Raw genomic sequence first — 23,549 nt, forward strand, 5'->3', positions numbered from 1 at the left:
ATGCTTTGGACAGACTGCTTAACTCGTTTAAGACAAGAGTTATCGGGTAATGTCTTTACAATGTGGATTCGTCCTTTAATTGCAGAAGAATTAAACGATACATTGCGTTTGTACGCACCTAATCCATATTGGACGCGTTATATTCAAGAACATCACTTGGAATTAATTTCTATTTTGGCTGAACAACTGTCTGAAGGGCGTGTGTGTAAAGTTGAAATTTTAGTTGATTCACGACCTGGTGCTATTTTATCTGCAAGTGAACAACCTGCAACAACAACTGCTGCTTTAGAAATAGCACCAGTTGTTAAGCCGAAAAAAGAGAAAGAAGAATTAGGGCATAAAAATAACCGTAAACGCTTACTTAATCCGTTATTTACTTTTTCTTTATTTGTGGAAGGTCGTTCAAACCAAATGGCTGCTGAAACATGCCGTAAGGTTTTAACTCAACCAGGCGCATCTCAACACAATCCTTTATTTTTATATGGACCTACGGGTTTAGGTAAAACACACTTAATGCATGCTGTAGGGAATGCTTTATTGCAAGCGAAGCCCAATGCACGTGTGATGTATATGACTGCCGAAAGTTTTGTTCAAGATTTCGTAAAGTCATTACAGCAAGGAAAAGTAGAAGAATTTAAAAAAAATTGTCGTTCTTTGGATTTATTGCTGGTTGATGATATTCATTTACTGGCGGGTAAAGAAGCAAGCCTTGTTGAATTCTTTTATACGTTTAATGCATTGTTAGATGAATCTAAGCAAATTATTTTGACTTCAGATCGTTATCCAAAAGAATTAACAGAATTAGATCCACGTTTAGTTTCGCGTTTTTCATGGGGCTTATCTGTAGGTGTTGAACCACCAGATATTGAAACTCGTATCGAAATTTTGTTGAAAAAAGCTGAAAGTAACGATGTTGATTTACCACGCAACTGTGCTTTATTTATTGCTCAACAAGTTGTTGCGAACGTTCGTGAGCTTGAAGGTGCTTTAAATAAAGTTGTGGCTATTTCACGTTTTAAAGGGACTCCAATTGATTTAGAAGTCGTTCGTGAATCTTTAAAGGATGTTTTAGCAATTCGTGCGCGTACCATCAGTACTGAAAATATTCAGCGTGTCGTAAGTGAATATTTCAGAATTCCGTTGAAAGAAATGATTGGTCCAAAACGTACACGAATTTATGCACGCCCGCGCCAATTGGCAATGGGTTTGGCACGTGAATTAACTGGTGATAGTTTCCCTGAAATTGGGATGGCTTTTGGTGGTCGAGATCACAGTACAGTGATGCATGCATGTGAAAAAGTGCAGAGCTTACGTGAAGAAGATCCGATCTTTAATGAAGACTATAAAAACTTGCAACGCTTGTTGCAAAGCTGATTAAAACTGTTCAAATTATGTTCTTGCAATGCGGTATTTTCTACCGCATAGTAGACTACTAAAAAATTTATTTATTATTAATCTTCAGTTGTTAGAGGAATGAATCGTGCGTTTGAAAATCGCCAAAGAAAGTCTATTGAATGTTCTATCACATGTTGTTGGAGCGGTAGAGCGTCGCCATACTTTAAACATTCTGTCTAATGTGAAAATTCAAGTAACTAATGAATTATTAACGATTACAGGTTCTGACTTAGAAGTTGAGCTTGTTGCAAGCATGCCTTTAACGGAAGGTGCGTGCTTACAAGTGGGTGAAACAACAGTTCCTGCACGTAAGTTGGTAGATATCTGTAAATCATTACCAACAGCAGCGTTAATTGACTTTCAAATTACTGAAGATCAACGTTGCATTTTAAAATCTGGAAATAGTCGTTTTGTATTAGGAACTTTACCAGCAGAAGACTATCCGCTTTTAGCAACTGAAAATGTACAAGGCACAGAAGTTTCTGTAACTCAGCGTGAATTAAAACGTTTATTTGAAAAAACTGCATTTGCAATGGCAGTTCAAGATGTACGTTTTTATTTAACAGGTACATTGTTAGAAATCGATCAAACACAACTTCGTGCTGTTACGACTGATGGTCACCGTTTAGCATTGTGTGAAACTGCGGCAACATCTACAGCGACACAAGCTGTTCAAGCAATTGTTCCACGTAAAGCAGTAGGTGAATTACAGCGTTTATTAAGTGTTGAAGATGAGCAATTATCTTTGTTAATTGGTCGTGAATTACTTAATGTGACGATTACAATTGCAAACCGTGACAAAGAACAAGGTGATATTACTGTTCGTTTCACGACTAAATTGATTGATGGTAAATTCCCTGATTACCGTCGTGTAATTCCACGTGGTGGCGACAAAGTTGTAATGATTGCACATGATGTATTTAAACAATCACTTCAACGTGTTGCGATTTTAAGTAATGAAAAATTACGTGGTGTGTTCTTAAACTTCAATGCAGATTCATTGCAGCTTCGTGCGAATAACCCAGAGCAAGATGAAGCAATTGAAGATTTAGCAATTCAGTACGCTGATGCATCTTTAGAAATGTCTTTTAACGCGCAATATTTAATTGAAGTATTAAGCGTTTTAGATGGTGATGATGTTTCTATTACCATGACTGAAGCGAATCAATCTGTATTGGTACAAGATCCAACGCAACAAGATCAAACTTATGTTGTTATGCCAATGCGTGTTTAATTTGCAGAATTTTATTCAGATTCAATTATGCATATCACGCGTTTAAACATAGAACGTGTTCGAAACTTAAAAGCGGTTGCACTTCAAGAGTTGCAGCCGTTTAATGTCTTTTATGGGCAAAATGGCTCAGGAAAAACATCTGTTTTAGAAGCTATACATTTGTTGGCAACAGGACGCTCATTTCGAACGCATATTCCAAAAAACTATATTCAAAATAATACGCAAGATGCCATCGTATTTGCACAATCTCTAACTGAAAAAATAGGGATGCAAAAACTGATAAGTGGCGAACAAATTATAAAAGTGAATGGTGATAATGTTGCAACTCAAGGTCAGCTTGCAAAAATACTACCTTTACAGCATATAGATCCGCAAAGTTCAGATATTATTGACTATGGTGCAAAACCAAGAAGACAATTATTAGATTGGATGATGTTCCACGTGGAACCTGAATTTTATCATGCGTGGCAATATTACTCTCGGGCACTTAAACAACGGAATAGTTTATTAAAAGTAAATAGACGTTTAACACTTTCGGACTTAGAGCCATGGAATTTAATGCTCAGTGAATATGGTGAAATATTACATAGTCAGCGGGTAGGAGTAGTTGAAAAGTGGAAGCAATATTTTGCGCAAGATTTACAGACTTTATTACCTAATTTAAATATTGAACTAGAATATGTAGCAGGCTTTCGTGCAGATACAGGATTGTTGAATGATCTCACAAATTATCATTATAAAGATGTCGAGCGAGGCTATACAGAGTTTGGTCCACATAAAGCAGATTTGCGTTTAAAAACTCCAACAGGAGATGCAGATAATGTATTATCACGTGGACAAAAAAAATTACTTGTTATGGCACTAAAGCTATCGCAGATTGCAATGCTACATGATTGCAATAGGGAAACTGTGGTATTATTAGATGATCTGACAGCAGAATTAGATTTAACCGCACAACAACGTTTAATTGAGCGATTGAGCCAACTTGGTAGTCAAGTTTTTATTACCACATTAGACCATGAATCAGTACAAAAGCACTTACATGATTTGTCTATCTCATATCAGTTATTCAATGTTGAAAACGGTACAGTTCAAGTTGTTGTGCAATAATTTTCCAAGTTTGGATAAACCTATTTTTCACTAGGGAGAAACCATGAGTTCAGAAGATCAAGCTGCTTCTCAAACAGAACAAACCACTGAAAAGGCTTATGATTCCTCTAGCATCAAGGTATTACGTGGTCTAGACGCAGTACGTAAGCGTCCAGGCATGTACATTGGTGATACAGACGATGGAACAGGCTTACACCATATGGTGTTTGAAGTTGTAGATAACTCTATCGACGAAGCTTTAGCAGGTCACTGTGATGAGATTTTAGTCACTATTCATGAAGATGAATCTGTTTCTGTGTCTGACAATGGTCGTGGTATTCCTACCGACATTCACCCTGAAGAAGGTGTTTCGGCAGCAGAGGTTATTTTAACAATTCTGCATGCTGGTGGTAAATTTGACGATAATAGCTATAAAGTTTCTGGCGGTTTACATGGTGTTGGTGTTTCAGTTGTAAACGCTTTATCTGAAAAATTGCTTTTAAATATTCGTCGTGCGGGTAAAACCTACGAACAAGAATATTGCCATGGTGACCCAGTTTATAAACTACGTGAAACAGGTACAACTGAAACTTCAGGAACTACTGTACGTTTCTATCCAAGTGCAGAAACTTTTAGCCAAACAATTTTTAATGTTGATATTTTAGCGCGTCGTTTACGTGAACTGTCGTTCTTAAACGCAGGCGTTCGAATTGTTTTGCGTGATGAACGTGTCAATCTTGAAAATGTGTATGACTACGAAGGTGGTTTGTCCGAGTTTGTTAAATATATTAACCAAGGCAAAACACATCTAAATGAAATCTTCCATTTTACAACACAAGCAGAAAACGGCATTGGCGTTGAAGTTGCGTTGCAATGGAATGATACATATCAAGAAAATGTTCGTTGCTTTACTAACAACATCCCTCAAAAAGATGGTGGTACTCACTTAGCAGGTTTCCGTGCTGCGTTAACACGTGGTTTAAACAACTACATGGATAGCGAAAATATCCTGAAGAAAGAAAAAGTTGTTGTTTCAGGTGATGATGCGCGTGAAGGCTTAACTGCAATTGTTTCTGTTAAAGTTCCAGATCCAAAATTCTCTTCTCAAACGAAAGAAAAACTTGTTTCGAGTGAAGTTAAAACAGCTGTTGAACAAGCAATGAATAAGTCATTTTCTGAATATCTTTTAGAGAATCCTCAAGCTGCTAAATCGATTGCTGGAAAAATTATTGATGCTGCACGTGCACGTGATGCTGCGCGTAAAGCACGTGAAATGACACGTCGTAAAAGTGCATTAGATATAGCTGGTCTTCCTGGTAAATTGGCAGATTGCCAAGAGAAAGATCCAGCTTTATCTGAACTTTACTTAGTCGAAGGTGACTCTGCGGGCGGCTCTGCAAAGCAAGGTCGTAACCGTAAGATGCAAGCAATTTTGCCTCTTAAAGGTAAAATTCTAAACGTAGAGCGTGCGCGTTTCGACAAGATGATTTCATCTCAAGAGGTGGGTACACTTATTACTGCATTAGGTTGTGGTATTGGACGTGAAGAATATAACCCTGACAAATTGCGTTATCACAAAATCATTATTATGACCGATGCCGACGTCGATGGTTCGCACATTCGTACGCTACTATTGACTTTCTTCTTCCGTCAAATGCCTGAACTTGTGGAACGTGGTTATATTTATATTGCACAACCACCGCTTTATAAATTGAAAAAAGGTAAGCAAGAGCAATATCTTAAAGATAATGATGCGCTTGAAACTTACTTAATTTCAAATGCAATTGATGAGCTTGAATTGCATGTAAGTGCAGAAGCACCTGCTATTCGTGGTGAAGCTTTAGCACGCGTGATTGCAGATTATCAAACATCGCAAAAGAGCTTGCAGCGTTTAACTTTACGTTATCCTGCAACTTTACTTGATGGTTTATTGGCAATTGAAGCATTTAAGCTTGATCAAACTAATGATGAAGCTTATGTCCAACAATGGGCTGAGACGCTTCGTCAACACATTGAAACGACTCAACCAAGTTTGCGTCCAGAATTAACGCTAGAAGCATTTGAAAAAGAAAATGCTGATGGTACTAAATTCACGACATATTTCCCACGTATTACCATTTACGTTCATAATTTACCGCATTCATATTTATTAGATGCTGGTTTATTGGGTTCAGGTGAATATGCACGTTTATTGAAAAACTCGAAAAGTTGGTTCACATTACTTGAAGAGGGTGCTTACTTACAAAAAGGTGAGCGTAAGATTCCTGTATCTAGCTTCCATCAAGTTTGGCAAAATATTATTCAAGACTCGCGTCGCGGCATGATGATTCAGCGCTACAAAGGTCTTGGAGAGATGAATGCAGAACAGCTTTGGGAAACAACAATGGATCCTGAAAATCGTCATATGCTGCAAGTGACAATTGAAGATGCTATTGAAGCTGACCGTATGTTCTCTTGTTTAATGGGTGATGACGTGGAACCTCGTCGTAAATTCATTGAAGAAAATGCATTAAATGCAGATGTTGATGCGTAATTGATATTCTTAAAAAGCATCCTACGGGATGCTTTTTTTATGTCTTATTAAAAATACAAAATAATTAAAAAATGTACTTTTATAAAATTGACTTATTTAAGCAACATAATGATGATGGATGAAAAGAAATCCTGAATAACAGGTGGAATATAACGTGAATTATTTATTAGAACAAAGTCGTGATGCTTGGATCAATGCCTTTTTTACAGGAAACTATGAGGTGTTGGCACAATATGAAGATGAAAACTTTAAAGTTATTTATGAGCAAGATGGTCGTATTGAAACTAATTCAGTGAGATATGAACGTATTGCGCATGCTGTACAAAATGGCGTATGGAAGCCACGTAATCCAGATGTGGAATTTGAAGAGTTCGAATATAACAATGACCTTAATCAATGCACGGTTTTAATTGGACTGGAGCAAGGAAAAACGATGATTCAGGAAAATTGGATTTTTGATGGACGATGGAAAATCACAGAATTAAGATTTTTAAAGAAGAAACTTGAAGAGAGTTAATTTTAGAAATAAAAAAACCGCAAAGTAGGTTAATTTACTTTGCGGTTTTTTGAAGAATTAATAAATCTTAATCATCAAAAGAATTTTCTAACTCTTCTAATTCCATCATTAATTCCAAAATGAGTTCTTCAGCAGTTTCAAGCTTAGCTTTCAATTCTGTTTGCTCATTCATAAGCTTTAACAAATCATCTTTACGACCTGCTTCGTATAAAGCTGTATCGCCAAGCAAGTTTTCAATTTCGACTAAACGAGGCTGAATTTTTGCAACAACAGCTTCATTTTTTTCAATGTTTTTACGAATAGGGCGACCCAATTCACGACGACGAGCTGCTTCTTTACGTTGACCTTCTTTATCAAGTTTTGACAGAGTTGGTTTTACTTCAACTTGAGATTTAACAGGTACAGCAGGCTTTTGACCATTTTTCATCATGTCGATACGTGCTTGACGTAACCAATCTGCATATGCGACTAAGTCACCTTCAAATTCACGACTTACACCGCCATGAACTAAAATTAGCTCATCACAAACACTTGCCACTAATTGACGTTCATGTGAAACAAGAACAACAGCACCTTCATAGTCTTGAAGTGCCATTGTTAATGCATGACGCATATCTAAATCTAAATGGTTTGTTGGTTCGTCTAGAATTAATACGTTAGGGCGTTGCCATACAATTAAAGCCAATGCCAAACGTGCACGTTCACCACCAGAGAAGCTTTCACTTGGTGTATCCATGCGTTCGCCACTAAAACCAAAGCTACCTAAGAATGAACGTAAAGATGCTTCGCTGATTTTTTTATCTGCAATACGCGCAAGCTGTAACATTGGACTTGCATTACCATCTAAAGCATCCATTTGGTGCTGTGCAAAGTAGCCAATGTTAAGTAATTCAGAGTCTTTACGCTCACCTTGCATAAGCTTTAAATCACCTACAAGTGATTTAATTAAAGTCGATTTACCTGCACCATTCATACCCAATAAACCAATTCGGCTTGTTGGTGTAATTTGTAAATTTACATTGGTTACAATCAGCTTGTCGCCATAACCGATATCTGCATTTTCAAGTTCAAGTAAAGGCGAACTCATTTTTGTAGGTTCACGGAACGAGAACGTAAATGGTGTATCTACATGCGCAGCAGATAATTCCTGCATACGTTCAAGTTGTTTAATACGACTCTGAGCTTGTTTTGCTTTGGTTGCTTGAGCTTTAAAGCGGTCAATATATTTTTGCAAATGTGCACGTGTTTCAAGCTGCTTTTCATAAGCTTGTTGTTGTTGTGCTAAACGTTCACTACGGGTACGTTCAAATGTTGAATAGTTACCCGTGTAAAGAATAAGCTCTTGATTTTCAATGTGTAAAATATGATCTGTGATTGCATCTAAGAAGTCACGGTCATGTGAAATTAGAACGAGCGTACCTTCATAAGCTTTTAGCCAATCTTCAAGCCATAAAATTGCGTCTAAATCTAAATGGTTTGTTGGTTCATCAAGCAATAATAAGTCTGAACGGCTCATAAGCGTACGAGCAAGGTTCAAACGCATACGCCAACCACCAGAAAAGCTCGAAACATCAAGTTGAGATTGATGTTCAAAAAAGCCTAAACCAGCCATAAGTTGAGATGCTTTAGATGGTGCAGAATAACCATCAATTTCATCAAAACGACCATATAAATGAGCAAGTTCATCATCATTTAAACTTTCAGGATGATCTAATTTGTTTTGAATTTCCCAAAATTCTTCATCGCCAGAAAGAACAAAATCAATTGCTTTCATATCTAAAGCTTTAATTTCTTGCGCCATATGTGCAACTGTCCAAACAGCAGGACGCGTAAGTGAACCACTATCTGACTCTATACCGCCTAGCAGTGCAGAAAATAATGTCGACTTACCAGCACCATTCACGCCTGTTAAGCCAATTTTCCAACCTGGATGTAGTTGCATGGATGCTTTTTGAAATAAAACACGCCCACTACGACGTATAGAAAGTTGGTCTAACTGAATCATGAATAAAATTGAACATAAGCGAAAAGATGGCTTATTCTAATGGATGCAGGAGATAAAAGAAAAAGAACAATCAATAATTTTATAAAGCTAATGATTTCATTGGTTTATGTTTTAATGAGTGGTGAATATAAATATATCTTTATAAAAATAATGTGAAAATTAAACCCCTTTAAAATTAAATAGTATAATTCTGATGAAAATAGTCTGAATTAACATTGAATCGCAGATAACTGACCATATATTGTCTATGTTATACTTAACCCATAGTCTTTTATTTAAAGACGTTTGAATTGTATTGAGGAATCCCACATGACTGCCCAAGCACTTGAGCTATCTGATAACGCTGCAAATAAAGTACGCCAATTGCGTGACAGTGAAGGGAACCAAGACTTAATGCTACGTGTTTATGTAACGGGTGGTGGTTGTTCTGGTTTCTCTTACGGTTTTAACTTTGCAGAAAGCCAAAATGAAGATGATGCCGAATTCGTAAATGGCGATGTGAAAATGCTTGTAGATTCGCTGAGCTACCAATATTTAGTAGGTTCAGTTGTAGATTATTTAGAAGGTTTAGAAGGTTCTCGCTTTGTGGTTCAAAACCCAAATGCAACAACAACATGTGGTTGTGGTTCTTCTTTCTCTATCTAAAATAAAATAGAGATATGAAATTTTAAAAGCCCTTAAAAGAGGGCTTTTTTATTGCAAGAAAAACTCAATATTTCATTTAATTTATTTTTAAAGAATCTATTTGTTCTGGAATTCTATTTTTAAGAAAATCCAAACACAATCTTAACGCGAGTGTTCTGTATTGCCGACTTGGCGTAACAATAAAAACATCTTCTTGAGATAAGTGCCACTCAGGCAAAATGTGTATCAACTTCTTTTGTTTTAATAATGTAGCAACTTGAATTTCAGCAACCGCAGCAATTCCTAAGTTAGATTCTACTGCTGTAAGTGCATGTTCAGATGGCGTAACCGTTAAGCGACTGTGAATTTGAATATGCTTTGTTTGTTGCGCTTGAAAGAGTTTAATTTTATTTAAATTTCTATTATGTGAAATTAATCTGTGAGTTTGAAGTTGCTCAGGTTTATTTGGAATGCCGTATTGTTCTGCATATTGTGAGCTTGTACATAAAATACGTCTAACCATACCCACATGTTGTGCATATAAATTTGAGTCGGTTAAATGCCCAATACGAATTGCAAAATCGAAACCTTCTGCAATTAAATCTACCTTTTTATCATTTAGGTCTATATCAATTTCTATTTGTGGGTATTCACGAAGAAACTCAGAAATAAGTGGCAAAACCACCAATTTTCCAAAAGTTCCTGAAGCCGCTATTCGAATTCTGCCTTTAGGCTCTATTTCTAAATTAGATAAATCACTAGTAATAGTTTCGATTTGCTGAAAAATGGGTGAAATTTCTTTTAAAAACAACTTTCCTGCATCTGTAAGTGAGGATGCATTTGTATTTCGGTTTAAAAGTTTTATTTCCAAAATACTTTCAAGGCGCGAAAGCCGATTTGATAAAGTCGATTTCGCAATATCATATCTTTTTGAAGCAGCAGATAAACTTCCAGCTTCTGCAATTAATACAAACCAATATAGGTCATCTATAGAGTAGGGTAAGCTGTTCATATTTTCGAACACAACCTTTCATTTTTATTGTCTATTCACATCATTATAGAACAGTTAAGTTATGTCAAACGGTCATTTGTATTGATCAACACATAAACTAAATATGAAGGAACTTTCTCATGGCTTTAAACTGTGATATTGAAACTGGTACGTGTAGCGTAGGCGATTTAACGCCCAAACAACCCCAACAAGAAAAAGAGTATTTGCATGATATGGCGCTAATTTATATTGGCGACCCAATGTGTTCATGGTGTTGGGGTTCATCTGATGTTGTGAAAGAAGCACGTGCATCTGCCTTAGAAAAAGGGATTCAATTTTCTGCAATTGTAGGTGGTTTACGCCCTGGTGGTGGAGATGAGTGGAATGAAACACTTAAACGCTTTTTACGTAAAGAGTGGGCGAATATTCAACAAGCTACAAAACAGCCTTTTAGTTTTAAAATATTAGAGCGTGAAGAATTTAATTATGATACTGAACCATCGTGTCGTGCTGTGGTTGTTGCTCGTGATTTGTGGCAAGGTATAGATGACAATGATGAAAAATTATTAGAATTCTTTTCTGCCATTCAGCATAAATTTTATGTGGGCGGTGAAGATCCAGCAGCATTAGATTTTTATCAATCTATTTGTATTGAACATCATATTGATTTCGAAAAATTCTCTCAACTTTTTGAATCTGAAGTAGCGAAAGACAAAACTCATGAAGAGTTTTTATTAAATAGAAGTTGGAATATTAAAGGTTTTCCAAGCTTTGCATTACGTGTTGGCAATCAAGTCACACCAATTGGTAGTGGTTACATGCAAATTGAAACAATTAATCAGGCAATAGAAACAGCAATTTCTAAAATAGAACAGGTTAAATAAGGACAATAAAATGGCGTATATTTTACAAGTAGATTTTCCATATGAGGGACCTTGGGGCTCCGATATGGAACAAGCAATGAAACCTTTGGCCGATTCAATTACTTTGGAAAAAGGATTGATTTGGAAAATTTGGACTGAAAATCAGAGTTTAAATGAAGCAGGTGGAATCTATTTATTTACCAGTTCTGTAGATGCTCAGAATTATATTGAAAAACATGAAAAGAGATTAAATGAAAATGGAATACATCAAATTCGTTATAAAATTTTTCATGTAAATCAGCAATTATCTCAGTTAAACAGAGCACCTATTTAATGAAAGTAGGGTAGTTCAAACTTATGGGTTATGAATTGAATATGCTTCTGGTGTAGAGAAAGTTCCACGTGGGACATTTTTGACTAAATATTAAGCACCATCATTTTTTTTCTGTTTGCTATTATTTAAAGCTCATATCAGTTTAATGATATGAGCTTTAATAGATCTATATAGCAGTTATTGTTCCAAGAACACGATAACCTTTAGCTCCTGTTACGCTTGGTAAGTTACCATTTAATTGATTCATAAAACGCATTGCTAACCATGCAAAAGCAGTTGCCTCTACCCAAGTTGGGCTTAGTCCTAAGTCTGCTGTGGTTTGAACCGTCCATTCATGTTTACGTAAACGCCAACGAAGTTGTTCTAATAAATGTGAGTTATAAGCACCGCCACCACATACATAAACTTCACCAGTTTTCATATCTGAACGATAAATCGCTTTTTTAATTGCACGAGTGGTTAACTTCATTAGCGTTGCTTGAATATTTTCTGGGGTATCTTCTAGTTCATTATACTCAAGGTCGCTACGCCAGTCTAAAATTTGTTCATCTAACCATTCCAAATTAAAGTCTTCACGACCTGTACTTTTTGGTGGTTCTTTAGAGAAATATTCATGTGCTTGTAAGCGGTCTAACAGGCTACGAATTGCATTGCCATAAGAAGCCCAATTACCATTTTCATCGTAAGGCTGACCTGTATAACGATGACACCATGCATCCATTAAAATATTTGCAGGTCCTGTATCAAAACCAAATACATCTTCAGGTTTTCCAGCAGGTAACATGCTGACATTGGCAATACCGCCCAAATTTAAAATTACGCGGTGAATGCTGTCATGCTGAAAAAGATCTTGATGAAAGGCAGGAACTAAAGGTGCACCTTGTCCGCCTGCTGCCATATCTCGACGTCGAAAATCTGAAATGACAGGAATTTGAGTAATTTCAGTAATGATATTTGGATCGCCAATTTGCAAGGTAAAACCATGTTCAGGTCTGTGACGAATGGTTTGCCCATGAGAGCCAATTGCTTTTATTTGTGTTTTATCTAAATTATTTTCTTTAATAAGAGTATTAATTCCAGTACCAATCATGGTTGCAAGTGCTACATCTGCTTTCCCCATACGATCAATTTCGTTGTCATCTGGCAAAGTAAGTGCCATTAATTCATCACGTAAATCTGGGTCAAATGGTAATGTAAGCGTAGCATGTAGCTGCAATGGATCAAAAGAAGCAGCAACAATATCGACACCATCCATGCTTGTGCCGGTCATTACCCCAATATAGATCGCTGTCATGATTATTCTTAAGCCTGCATTGTGCTGAAAAAATGTTAGTATATCGCACAAATTGAATAACTGACGTATTTGGGTTTTGTGATGTCAAATTTCCTGCCAGCTGAAGAACAACTCGCCCTCATCCAACGAGGCACTCACGAAATTATCTCTGAAGAGGATCTGTTAAAGAAACTTAAAGAGAACCGTCCTTTAAAAGTAAAGGCGGGTTTTGATCCTACAGCGCCAGACCTTCACCTAGGTCATACTGTACTTATTAATAAGTTAAAAGTATTTCAAGATTTAGGTCATGAAGTATTGTTCTTAATTGGTGACTATACAGCGATGATTGGCGACCCAACAGGGAAAAGTGCTACGCGTCCGCCGTTATCACGCGAACAAGTTTTAGAAAATGCAAAAACTTATCAAGAACAAGTCTTTAAAATTCTTGATCCAAATAAAACTAAAGTTGTTTTTAACTCTGAATGGTTTGCAGAAAAATCTGCTGCAGATTTAATTCAACTTGCGTCACAACAAACTGTTGCGCGTATGTTAGAACGTGATGACTTTACAAAGCGTTATAACAACCATCAACCAATCGCAATCCATGAATTCTTGTATCCATTAGTACAAGGTTATGACTCAATTGCGTTGGAGGCAGATGTTGAACTTGGTGGTACAGATCAAACCTTTAACTTATTAATGGGTCGTACACTTCAAGGTCGTTATAACCAAGAAGCACAAGTTTGTATTACTGTGCCAATTCTTGAAGGTTTAGATGGCGTAAATAAAATGTCTAAATCTTTAGGTAACTATATTGGTGTGTTTGATGCACCGGGTGCAATGTACCAAAAAATACTTTCAATGCCAGACTCTTTAATTGAGCGCTATTTCGATTTATTGAGCTTTAAATCTGTTGAAAAAATTCAGCAGTTATTAAAAGAAGTTGCTGAAGGTCGTAATCCACAAGATGTTAAGAAGATTCTTGCGCTTGAATTGGTAGAGCGTTTCCATGGTGAAGAAGCTGCTGCCAATGCACATAAAGGTGCAGGTAACTTAATTACAGAAGGTGAATTACCAGAAGGTACGCCAGAAGTAACAATTTCACGCGCTGAATTTGGTGGTGAGATGTTTATCACTTCAATTTTACGTGAAGCAGGCTTAACTAAAAATGCTGCACAAGCAAAAGATGCATTAGGTCGTGGTGCTGTTAAAGTCGATTGGCAAACAGTTGATACAACATTCTCTGTAAAAGAAAATGTGACTTTAATTATTCAAGCAAGTAAAAAGGCAATTGCGAAAGTAACATTCACAGACTAAGACACACTGTAGTGTTATTTAAGTTATTGAAAACAAAGCAGACTAAATGTCTGCTTTTTTTATATCTGAATATTAAATAAGTAACTTCAAAAAAACCTTATAAAAAAGACACTTAAATTTACCTAAAGATATTGATTTTCATTAAAGGGGTGTTTAAGCTCTAGATATTTAGGAATATATGTATATAGTGCAAATATTTAATATAAACATATATTTTACAAATATTTAGTTTGATTTGTTTGATGAAAGTTTTACCAATAACTACAACAATAACAGAATGAATCCTAAACCGATTCAACTATAGGGAGAGATTTTGGGAGAGATCTCTTTCTTTTTTTTGTCCAAAATTTAAGATTTAACTTATCTGTCTACTATTTTCTATCTTTAAGCTACTTAACGATGAGTAATTATCTCAAATTCTGAATTGCAAAAATTAAAAGCAATTACAGACGTCATAAATCTTATCTATATAAAAGTAATTTCATAAAGATATATCAATAATGCTTTCTATATATAGGTAAATGGATTTTTTGGCTGAATATTTGGAAAAGATTTTGAAAATGACTAAAAATTTAAAAAGAACGGGTGGTAAACGGAAAAATAATGTAGGAAATAACAAATAAGAAGAAAATAAAATTCAAAATAAAATAATTTTTTTGCCTGAAACGTTCAATAAATAGCTTAAAAAAACGAATATTGCTAATTTTTGCCGAAAAATAATACATACGTGAAAAATATTGCTAAATAGGGCTTGCAAAGCTTAAGGAATCCTCTAGAATGCACCCATACCGACGAGATAGACGGAAACGAACGAAGCACGAAGTGCTGAGTTGTTAAGTTTATTGAAGTCCAGCTTCTAGCACTGACGAGGTGTTAGAAAGATCATTAAGAGATTATGAAGAACAACTTGTGTGGATTTTTACTGATTGATCAATCGAAATTATTTTCATTGATTTGAAGGTAGAAATTACTCGAAGTTTATTTGAGAAATATTTGTCAGAAAATTGATGAGCCAAGATTGGTACCCTTTAAAGGTACTACTGATTTTAAACTGAAGAGTTTGATCATGGCTCAGATTGAACGCTGGCGGCAGGCTTAACACATGCAAGTCGAGCGGATGAAAGTAGCTTGCTACAGGATTCAGCGGCGGACGGGTGAGTAATGCTTAGGAATCTACCTATTAATGGGGGACAACAGTTGGAAACGGCTGCTAATACCGCATACGCCCTACGGGGGAAAGCAGGGGATCTTCGGACCTTGCGTTAATAGATGAGCCTAAGTCAGATTAGCTAGTTGGTGGGGTAAAGGCCTACCAAGGCGACGATCTGTAGCGGGTCTGAGAGGATGATCCGCCACACTGGGACTGAGACACGGCCCAGACTCCTACGGGAGGCAGCAGTGGGGAATATTGGACAATGGGGGGAACCCTGATCCAGCCATGCCGCGTGTGTGAAGAAGGCCTTTTGGTTGTAAAGCACTTTAAGCGAGGAGGAGGCTACCGAGATTAATACTCTTGGATAGTGGACGTTACTCGCAGAATAAGCACCGGCTAACTCTGTGCCAGCAGCCGCGGTAATACAGAGGGTGCGAGCGTTAATCGGATTTACTGGGCGTAAAGCGTGCGTAGGTGGTCTTTTAAGTCGGATGTGAAATCCCTGAGCTTAACTTAGGAATTGCATTCGATACTGGGAGACTAGAGTATGGGAGAGGATGGTAGAATTCCAGGTGTAGCGGTGAAATGCGTAGAGATCTGGAGGAATACCGATGGCGAAGGCAGCCATCTGGCCTAATACTGACACTGAGGCACGAAAGCATGGGGAGCAAACAGGATTAGATACCCTGGTAGTCCATGCCGTAAACGATGTCTACTAGCCGTTGGGGCCTTTGAGGCTTTAGTGGCGCAGCTAACGCGATAAGTAGACCGCCTGGGGAGTACGGTCGCAAGACTAAAACTCAAATGAATTGACGGGGGCCCGCACAAGCGGTGGAGCATGTGGTTTAATTCGATGCAACGCGAAGAACCTTACCTGGTCTTGACATAGTAAGAACTTTCCAGAGATGGATTGGTGCCTTCGGGAGCTTACATACAGGTGCTGCATGGCTGTCGTCAGCTCGTGTCGTGAGATGTTGGGTTAAGTCCCGCAACGAGCGCAACCCTTTTCCTTATTTGCCAGCACTTCGGGTGGGAACTTTAAGGATACTGCCAGTGACAAACTGGAGGAAGGCGGGGACGACGTCAAGTCATCATGGCCCTTACGACCAGGGCTACACACGTGCTACAATGGTCGGTACAAAGGGTTGCTACCTCGCGAGAGGATGCTAATCTCAAAAAGCCGATCGTAGTCCGGATCGCAGTCTGCAACTCGACTGCGTGAAGTCGGAATCGCTAGTAATCGCGGATCAGAATGCCGCGGTGAATACGTTCCCGGGCCTTGTACACACCGCCCGTCACACCATGGGAGTTTGTTGCACCAGAAGTAGGTAGTCTAACCGCAAGGAGGACGCTTACCACGGTGTGGCCGACGACTGGGGTGAAGTCGTAACAAGGTAGCCGTAGGGGAACCTGCGGCTGGATCACCTCCTTAACGAAAGATTGACGATTGGTAAGAATCCACAACAAGTTGTTCTTCATACGATGTACCTGAGGGTCTGTAGCTCAGTTGGTTAGAGCACACGCTTGATAAGCGTGGGGTCACAAGTTCAAGTCTTGTCAGACCCACCACTACTGACGAAGCAATTAATTGCAGAGTAAGACAGAGAATCAGAGACATTGAATCTATATGATAAGCTGGGGACTTAGCTTAGTTGGTAGAGCGCCTGCTTTGCACGCAGGAGGTCAGGAGTTCGACTCTCCTAGTCTCCACCATATATCGTTTACGATATATAAGCTGAGAGATTATAGAATTTAGTAAATTAAACGATAGAGTTTAAGTTTATTAAGTTCTGTGATTTATCACAGTTTCTAGACCTGACGAAGGCTAGAAAAATCATTAACAGAATATATTTGAGTTGAAATAATTTGTTCATAACTCATCAAACTTAAAAACGAAGAAGCAATTCTGAGTTTACGAGAATGATGATTTACTAGCGATTAAACTGAATCAAGCGTTTTGGTATATGAATCTAATTGAAGCTGTACAGTGCTTAAGTGCACAGACGCCAACTGTATGATTGACTAACTTGTTAGTTGATCTGTTGCTAATCCTACTTGTAGGGATTAACGACTGTTTGGGGTTGTATAGTCAAGTAATTAAGTGCATGTGGTGGATGCCTTGGCAGTCAGAGGCGATGAAAGACGTAATAGCCTGCGATAAGCTCCGGGGAGGCGGCAAATATCCTGTGATCCGGAGATTTCTGAATGGGGAAACCCACTTACCATAAGGTAGGTATTGCAACATGAATACATAGTGTTGCAAGGCGAACGAGGGGAAGTGAAACATCTCAGTACCCTTAGGAAAAGAAATCAATTGAGATTCCCTCAGTAGCGGCGAGCGAAAGGGGAACAGCCCATTAAGTCATATAAGTTCTAGTGGAATGCTCTGGGAAGTGCAACCATAGTGGGTGATAGTCCTGTACACGAAAGGGCTTATATGATGATGTCGAGTAGGGCGGGGCACGTGAAACCTTGTCTGAATATGGGGGGACCATCCTCCAAGGCTAAATACTCCTGACTGACCGATAGTGAACCAGTACCGTGAGGGAAAGGCGAAAAGAACCCCTGTGAGGGGAGTGAAATAGATCCTGAAACCGCATGCATACAAGCAGTGGGAGCCGGCATTGTGTCCGGTGACTGCGTACCTTTTGTATAATGGGTCAGCGACTTATGTTCAGTAGCAAGGTTAACCGAATAGGGGAGCCGTAGAGAAATCGAGTCTTAATAGGGCGTTTAGTTGCTGGGCATAGACCCGAAACCAGGTGATCTATCCATGAGCAGGTTGAAGGTTGGGTAACACTAACTGGAGGACCGAACCCACTGTCGTTGAAAAGCCAGGGGATGACTTGTGGATAGGGGTGAAAGGCTAATCAAACTTGGTGATAGCTGGTTCTCCCCGAAAGCTATTTAGGTAGCGCCTCGGACGAATACCATTGGGGGTAGAGCACTGTTTCGGCTAGGGGGTCATCCCGACTTACCAAACCGATGCAAACTCCGAATACCAATGAGTACTATCCGGGAGACAGACTGCGGGTGCTAACGTCCGTAGTCAAGAGGAAAACAATCCAGACCGCCAGCTAAGGCCCCAAAATTATAGTTAAGTGGGAAACGATGTGGGAAGGCATAGACAGCTAGGAGGTTGGCTTAGAAGCAGCCACCCTTTAAAGAAAGCGTAATAGCTCACTAGTCGAGTCGGCCTGCGCGGAAGATGTAACGGGGCTAAAACTATATGCCGAAGCTGCGGATTTGCAATTTATTGCAAGTGGTAGGGGAGCGTTCTGTAAGCCGATGAAGGTGGATTGAGAAGTCTGCTGGAGGTATCAGAAGTGCGAATGCTGACGTGAGTAACGACAAAACGGGTGAAAAACCCGTTCGCTGAAAGACCAAGGGTTCCAGTCCAACGTTAATCGGGGCTGGGTGAGTCGACCCCTAAGGCGAGGCCGAGAGGCGTAGTCGATGGGAAATTGGTTAATATTCCAATACTTCTGTGTAATGCGATGAGAGGACGGAGAAAGTTAAGTCAGCCTGGCGTTGGTTGTCCAGGTGAAAGGTTGTAGGCATGTATCTTAGGCAAATCCGGGGTACTCTATGCTGAGAACTGATAGCAAGCTAATTTATTAGCGAAGTGGCTGATACTATACTTCCAGGAAAAGTCTCTAAGCTTCAGTTACACAGGAATCGTACCCGAAACCGACACAGGTGGTCAGGTCGAGTAGACCAAAGCGCTTGAGAGAACTCTGCTGAAGGAACTAGGCAAAATGGTACCGTAACTTCGGGAGAAGGTACGCTGCTGACGGTGATGGAACTTGCTTCCTGAGCTATCGGCAGCCACAGAAACCAGGCCCCTGCAACTGTTTATTAAAAACATAGCACTCTGCAAACACGAAAGTGGACGTATAGGGTGTGATGCCTGCCCGGTGCTGGAAGGTTAATTGATGGGGTTAGCGTAAGCGAAGCTCTTGATCGAAGCCCCAGTAAACGGCGGCCGTAACTATAACGGTCCTAAGGTAGCGAAATTCCTTGTCGGGTAAGTTCCGACCTGCACGAATGGCATAATGATGGGGGCGCTGTCTCCAGCAGAGGCTCAGTGAAATCGAATTCGCCGTGAAGATGCGGTGTACCCGCGGCTAGACGGAAAGACCCCGTGAACCTTTACTGCAGCTTGACATTGAACTTTGATCTTACTTGTGTAGGATAGGTGGGAGGCTTTGAAACCGCGACGCTAGTTGCGGTGGAGCCAATCTTGAAATACCACCCTGGTAATATTGAGGTTCTAACTCTGCTCCATAATCTGGAGCGAGGACCATGTCTGGTGGGTAGTTTGACTGGGGCGGTCTCCTCCTAAAGAGTAACGGAGGAGTACGAAGGTGCGCTCAGCGTGGTCGGAAATCACGCGTAGAGTATAAAGGCAAAAGCGCGCTTAACTGCGAGACCCACAAGTCGAGCAGGTACGAAAGTAGGTCTTAGTGATCCGGTGGTTCTGTATGGAAGGGCCATCGCTCAACGGATAAAAGGTACTCTGGGGATAACAGGCTGATACCGCCCAAGAGTTCATATCGACGGCGGTGTTTGGCACCTCGATGTCGGCTCATCTCATCCTGGGGCTGAAGCAGGTCCCAAGGGTATGGCTGTTCGCCATTTAAAGAGGTACGCGAGCTGGGTTTAGAACGTCGTGAGACAGTTCGGTCCCTATCTACCGTGGGCGTTGGAAATTTGAGAGGATCTGCTCCTAGTACGAGAGGACCAGAGTGGACGAACCTCTGGTGTACCGGTTGTGACGCCAGTCGCATCGCCGGGTAGCTATGTTCGGAAGGGATAACCGCTGAAAGCATCTAAGCGGGAAGCCTACCTCAAGATAAGATTTCCCTAGGACTTTATGTCCTCTAAAGAGCCGTTGAAGACTACGACGTTGATAGGTTGGATGTGGAAGCATAGTGATATGTGAAGCTGACCAATACTAATTGCTCGTGAGGCTTGACTATACAACACCCAAACAGTTGTTGTATAAAGCTCAATTGATTCGATATTAAGCAAAATAGCTTGATTCAGAAGAAAGTTAGTAAGACAATGTTCAACTCAGATATACCTGTTAATGTATTCTATTTGGTACGAAGTAAGGCATACATCAAGCGATGTAAATAAGACCCGAAATAGTCCATAAACAGTTGTGCTGGCGACAATAGCAAGAGTGAACCACCTGATCCCTTCCCGAACTCAGAAGTGAAACCTCTTTGCGCTGATGGTAGTGTGGGGTTACCCATGTGAGAGTAAGTCATCGCCAGCTCATTAATTCTAAAAACCCCCTCCAATACGGAGGGGGTTTTTTTATGGGCGGGAAAAGATAATTAGTGGAATAGTGTATTTTTCACTCAATTTAAATGTTCGTTATTCATGATTTTTATTCTAAAAATAATTTAAATGTATATTTTTAATAAGTTTTTAGACTAATGTTCAATTGAGTATTTTTTGTTTTGTGTGAAAATTAACATTATAGTTCCAATAGCAAAATGTAGCTGATAGATACATAAAAACAAAAACTTCTCTGTATGAATCGCTATTGGATTAATTGAAATATGAACTTACAGGAAGTAAGGAATGACTCATCAAGCGGTGAACGTTAATCAAATTATTGATCACGCAAAATTTACGCCATTCCATTTTAGGGTTGTTGCGTGGTGCTTATTAATTATTCTTTTTGATGGCTACGATTTGGCGATTAATGGTGTGGTTTTACCACTATTAATGGACGATTGGGGCTTAAGTGCTGTACAAGCTGGTATGTTAGCTAGTACAGCATTGGCAGGTATGATGTTTGGTGCCATGATTTTTGGCTCACTTGCAGATAAAATTGGCCGTAAAAAAGTCATTATGATCTGTATTGTGCTATTCAGTGGTTTAACTTTTGCTGGTGGTTTTGCATCTAACCCTACAGAATTTGGTATTTTACGCTTCTTAGCAGGCTTAGGAATTGGCGGTGTTATGCCAAACCTTGTTGCTTTAACTTCTGAATATGCACCTCAAAAAATGCGTAGTACGCTTGTTACGACTATGTTCAGTGGTTATGCGGTTGGTGGTGTAATGGCGGCATTATTAGGTTCATGGTTTACACCAAGTTTTGGTTGGGAAATCATGTTCTTTATTGCTGGTATTCCATTATTCTTACTTCCAGTTATTTGGAAATATTTACCTGAATCTTTAACGTTTATTGTAAAAGAAAATAAGCAAGAAGAAGCACGAAAAATTGTGCGTAAGCTAGCTCCAAACGTAACGGTAAAAGAAGATACGACATTCGAACTTTATAAAGTTGATGTTCCTGAAGCTGCAAACGTTGCGAGCTTGTTTAGACGTGGTCGTGCAACCAATACATTATTATTTTGGGTAGCCTTCTTTACTTGTTTATTAACCATGTACGCGTTAAGTAGCTGGTTGCCTAAGCTTATGATGGCAGCGGGTTATTCAATGGATAACAGCTTAATGTTCATGATGATTATGAACGTAGGTGCTGTTGTTGGTATTGTTGGCGGTGGTATTTTAGCGGATCGTTTCCATTTAAAACCTGTACTTATGTTCTTGGGTATTATGGGTGCGATTGTTATGAGCTTAATGGGCTTCCAATCTAATCAATTCTTGCTTTATATTTTAGTGTTCCTTGCTGGTGCTGCTTCTATTGGTTCGCAAATGCTTCTTTATAGCTATGTTGCACAATTCTACCCGTTAGCTGTACGTTCTACTGGTATTGGTTGGTCTTCTGCTATTGGTCGTATGGGCGCAATTGTAGGTCCAATTCTAATTGGTGGTTTGTTAGGAATGAATTTGCCAGCGCACTTTAACTTTATTGCTGTAGGTTTACCTGTATTAATTACTGCAATTGCTGTTGCTTTAATTATGCATGATGATGAGCCTGAGAAAATTGCTGCGCAAAATGTAGCTACTGCAAAAGCTTAAAAATTAAGATGTAAAACAAGCCTCCGAAAGGGGGCTTTTATATTAAGAATGAAGGATGATAAATTAAGTATAGTTATAATAATATTCTAAGGTTCCAATGGATTTGAATGAAAAGTTTAAGCATTTTGCTGATGAAGAATATGAGTCTATTGATACAGTAAAAGATAGTATTTTTCATGGAAAAAAAGCAGATTATTTTGCTTTTGATCGCTCTTGGATTTTGGAAGTAAAATTTTTAGAAACAGACAGGCGAATTCAGCTTAATGATTTTATAAATGATTTGGCAGATAACGATCCTGATTTGCCAGTATTTTTTGGAACAGTCTCTGTTGAAAGATTAATCGAAAAGCATAAAAATCCAATTTTGATTAGAAATATATTATGCAATAGATTTGCTCGTAATTTAGAAGCACTTTTGCGTAAAGCTGATAAGCAAATTTTAGAAACTAAAAATGTCATTGATGGGCATAATACTATTGGTGTAGTGGTCATTTTGAATGAGAGAAATGATTTTCATGATCAAAAATTTATTTATCAAGAAATAAGTAGGTTGCTACATAAAGTAGATGAGAAGGGTGCTTTTGAAAGAGAAAATATTCAAGCAGTATGGTATATACATGAATATAAAGAAAACAATAAAAAGCAATGTTTCTCTACTTTTTTAATTGGTCCTACAGCTAATTTCGACTCAGTAAAATCTTTAGCAGATTTATTAAATATGGATTGGATTAATTACAATGGGTATACTTTTAGTATTTAAGAGAACTAAGAATCTCATGGTAAACTTATGAAACTCAACTCATTCTCCCCAATTCCTGAGGATGATGAAGAACTACATCTTCCTGAACTTGTTTATTGGGCATCTTTAGGTGAACTTGAAGAAGTTAAAAAGAGCCTAGAAAATGGTTCCGATGTAAACACAACAGATGAAGAAGGTTACAGCGCATTACAAGCAGCGGCTGAGAACGGCTATTTAGACGTTGTAGAGTATTTGGTTGCTCACGGTGTTGAAGTTAGCTATAAAGGCGAATATACAGCTTTAGAGCTTGCTGAAATGGCAGGACATATAGAAATTGTAAACTACTTAAAAGCACAAAAATAATTGATAGAAAAAAGAAACCCCAACGTCCTGTTGGGGTTTCTTTATATTTCGTGTTTTAGGTATAACTCCTGTCGTACCTCACGTCCTGATGCTCAAACTTATTATTTTAGTTTTCTGTTTGGGAAACTTCCTGTTTCCTTATGACTTAAATATAGCTTGAAAAATAATGTCTGA

General features: G+C 38.7%; 15 protein-coding genes, 2 tRNA genes and 3 rRNA genes. 17 read left to right on the forward strand and 3 right to left on the reverse strand.

Annotated elements, in window-relative coordinates:
- From dnaA to MZO21_RS00025, 5 genes are all read left to right on the forward strand, one after another.
- Complete coding sequence (gene dnaA / locus MZO21_RS00005) at nucleotides 1-1,374, forward strand: chromosomal replication initiator protein DnaA (protein ID WP_154773004.1); 1,374 nt, start codon at nucleotides 1-3, stop codon at nucleotides 1,372-1,374.
- A gap of 106 nt (nucleotides 1,375-1,480) precedes the next feature.
- The gene (gene dnaN / locus MZO21_RS00010; RefSeq protein WP_171501294.1) at nucleotides 1,481-2,629 is read left to right on the forward strand and encodes a DNA polymerase III subunit beta; all 1,149 of its coding nucleotides are present in this window, start codon (nucleotides 1,481-1,483) and stop codon (nucleotides 2,627-2,629) included.
- 27 nt (nucleotides 2,630-2,656) lie between these two features.
- Nucleotides 2,657-3,739 carry a DNA replication/repair protein RecF gene (gene recF / locus MZO21_RS00015; RefSeq protein WP_154773005.1) on the forward strand — a complete coding sequence of 361 codons (1,083 nt, stop codon included), beginning with the start codon at nucleotides 2,657-2,659 and terminating at the stop codon, nucleotides 3,737-3,739.
- Nucleotides 3,740-3,782: 43 nt separating this feature from the next.
- Complete coding sequence (gene gyrB / locus MZO21_RS00020) at nucleotides 3,783-6,251, forward strand: DNA topoisomerase (ATP-hydrolyzing) subunit B (protein ID WP_154773006.1); 2,469 nt, start codon at nucleotides 3,783-3,785, stop codon at nucleotides 6,249-6,251.
- Between the two features lie 154 nt (nucleotides 6,252-6,405).
- Nucleotides 6,406-6,768, forward strand: a complete 363-nt coding sequence (locus MZO21_RS00025) for a hypothetical protein (RefSeq protein ID WP_171501295.1) — start codon at nucleotides 6,406-6,408, stop codon at nucleotides 6,766-6,768.
- Nucleotides 6,769-6,835: 67 nt separating this feature from the next.
- Here MZO21_RS00025 and MZO21_RS00030 read toward each other — a convergent pair whose 3' ends face one another.
- The gene (locus MZO21_RS00030) at nucleotides 6,836-8,773 is read right to left on the reverse strand and encodes an ATP-binding cassette domain-containing protein (protein ID WP_248103202.1); all 1,938 of its coding nucleotides are present in this window, start codon (nucleotides 8,771-8,773) and stop codon (nucleotides 6,836-6,838) included.
- A gap of 309 nt (nucleotides 8,774-9,082) precedes the next feature.
- On the opposite strand from MZO21_RS00030, the gene erpA reads away from it, so the two are divergent.
- Nucleotides 9,083-9,418: an iron-sulfur cluster insertion protein ErpA gene (gene erpA / locus MZO21_RS00035; protein ID WP_154773008.1), complete on the forward strand. Its 336-nt coding sequence runs from the start codon at nucleotides 9,083-9,085 to the stop codon at nucleotides 9,416-9,418.
- Between the two features lie 76 nt (nucleotides 9,419-9,494).
- On the opposite strand, the gene MZO21_RS00040 is transcribed toward erpA, so the two are convergent.
- Nucleotides 9,495-10,421, reverse strand: a complete 927-nt coding sequence (locus MZO21_RS00040) for a LysR family transcriptional regulator (protein ID WP_248109639.1) — start codon at nucleotides 10,419-10,421, stop codon at nucleotides 9,495-9,497.
- A gap of 107 nt (nucleotides 10,422-10,528) precedes the next feature.
- On the opposite strand from MZO21_RS00040, the gene MZO21_RS00045 reads away from it, so the two are divergent.
- Both MZO21_RS00045 and MZO21_RS00050 read left to right on the forward strand, forming a co-directional pair.
- On the forward strand, nucleotides 10,529-11,272 hold the full coding sequence (locus MZO21_RS00045; RefSeq protein ID WP_248103207.1) for a DsbA family protein: 744 nt from the start codon (nucleotides 10,529-10,531) through the stop codon (nucleotides 11,270-11,272).
- A 10-nt stretch (nucleotides 11,273-11,282) separates the two neighbouring features.
- Nucleotides 11,283-11,585 carry a monooxygenase gene (locus tag MZO21_RS00050; protein WP_154773011.1) on the forward strand — a complete coding sequence of 101 codons (303 nt, stop codon included), beginning with the start codon at nucleotides 11,283-11,285 and terminating at the stop codon, nucleotides 11,583-11,585.
- Nucleotides 11,586-11,751: 166 nt separating this feature from the next.
- Here the strand turns inward: MZO21_RS00050 and MZO21_RS00055 are convergent, their stop codons facing one another.
- Nucleotides 11,752-12,879, reverse strand: coding sequence for an anhydro-N-acetylmuramic acid kinase (locus MZO21_RS00055; protein WP_154773012.1), 1,128 nt, complete (start codon nucleotides 12,877-12,879; stop codon nucleotides 11,752-11,754).
- An 81-nt stretch (nucleotides 12,880-12,960) separates the two neighbouring features.
- Here MZO21_RS00055 and tyrS point away from each other — a divergent pair, with 81 nt between their 5' ends.
- The 9 genes from tyrS to MZO21_RS00100 all read left to right on the forward strand — a co-directional run bounded on the left by tyrS (nucleotide 12,961) and on the right by MZO21_RS00100 (nucleotide 23,375).
- Complete coding sequence (gene tyrS / locus MZO21_RS00060) at nucleotides 12,961-14,175, forward strand: tyrosine--tRNA ligase (protein ID WP_154773013.1); 1,215 nt, start codon at nucleotides 12,961-12,963, stop codon at nucleotides 14,173-14,175.
- A 1,048-nt stretch (nucleotides 14,176-15,223) separates the two neighbouring features.
- Nucleotides 15,224-16,760: ribosomal RNA gene (locus MZO21_RS00065) — 16S ribosomal RNA — on the forward strand.
- Between the two features lie 60 nt (nucleotides 16,761-16,820).
- A tRNA-Ile gene (locus MZO21_RS00070) sits at nucleotides 16,821-16,897 on the forward strand.
- 68 nt (nucleotides 16,898-16,965) lie between these two features.
- Nucleotides 16,966-17,041, forward strand: a tRNA-Ala gene (locus MZO21_RS00075).
- A 374-nt stretch (nucleotides 17,042-17,415) separates the two neighbouring features.
- Nucleotides 17,416-20,310 (forward strand): 23S ribosomal RNA (locus tag MZO21_RS00080).
- Between the two features lie 187 nt (nucleotides 20,311-20,497).
- Nucleotides 20,498-20,612: ribosomal RNA gene (gene rrf / locus MZO21_RS00085) — 5S ribosomal RNA — on the forward strand.
- Together the 16S, 23S and 5S rRNA genes with 2 tRNA genes alongside form the textbook arrangement of a ribosomal RNA operon.
- A 311-nt stretch (nucleotides 20,613-20,923) precedes the next feature.
- Entirely contained in the window at nucleotides 20,924-22,273 is a 1,350-nt protein-coding gene (locus tag MZO21_RS00090; protein ID WP_154773087.1) for an aromatic acid/H+ symport family MFS transporter, read from the forward strand.
- Nucleotides 22,274-22,370: 97 nt separating this feature from the next.
- Entirely contained in the window at nucleotides 22,371-23,033 is a 663-nt protein-coding gene (locus tag MZO21_RS00095) for a hypothetical protein (protein WP_154773088.1), read from the forward strand.
- 27 nt (nucleotides 23,034-23,060) lie between these two features.
- Nucleotides 23,061-23,375 (forward strand): ankyrin repeat domain-containing protein, encoded by a 315-nt coding sequence (locus MZO21_RS00100; RefSeq protein WP_154773089.1) that lies wholly within the window; start codon nucleotides 23,061-23,063, stop codon nucleotides 23,373-23,375.
- Nucleotides 23,376-23,549 lie beyond the last annotated feature (174 nt).

Origin of the sequence: Acinetobacter portensis (genome assembly GCF_023158935.1) — a bacterium.
GTDB classification, from domain to species: Bacteria; Pseudomonadota; Gammaproteobacteria; order Pseudomonadales; family Moraxellaceae; genus Acinetobacter; species Acinetobacter faecalis.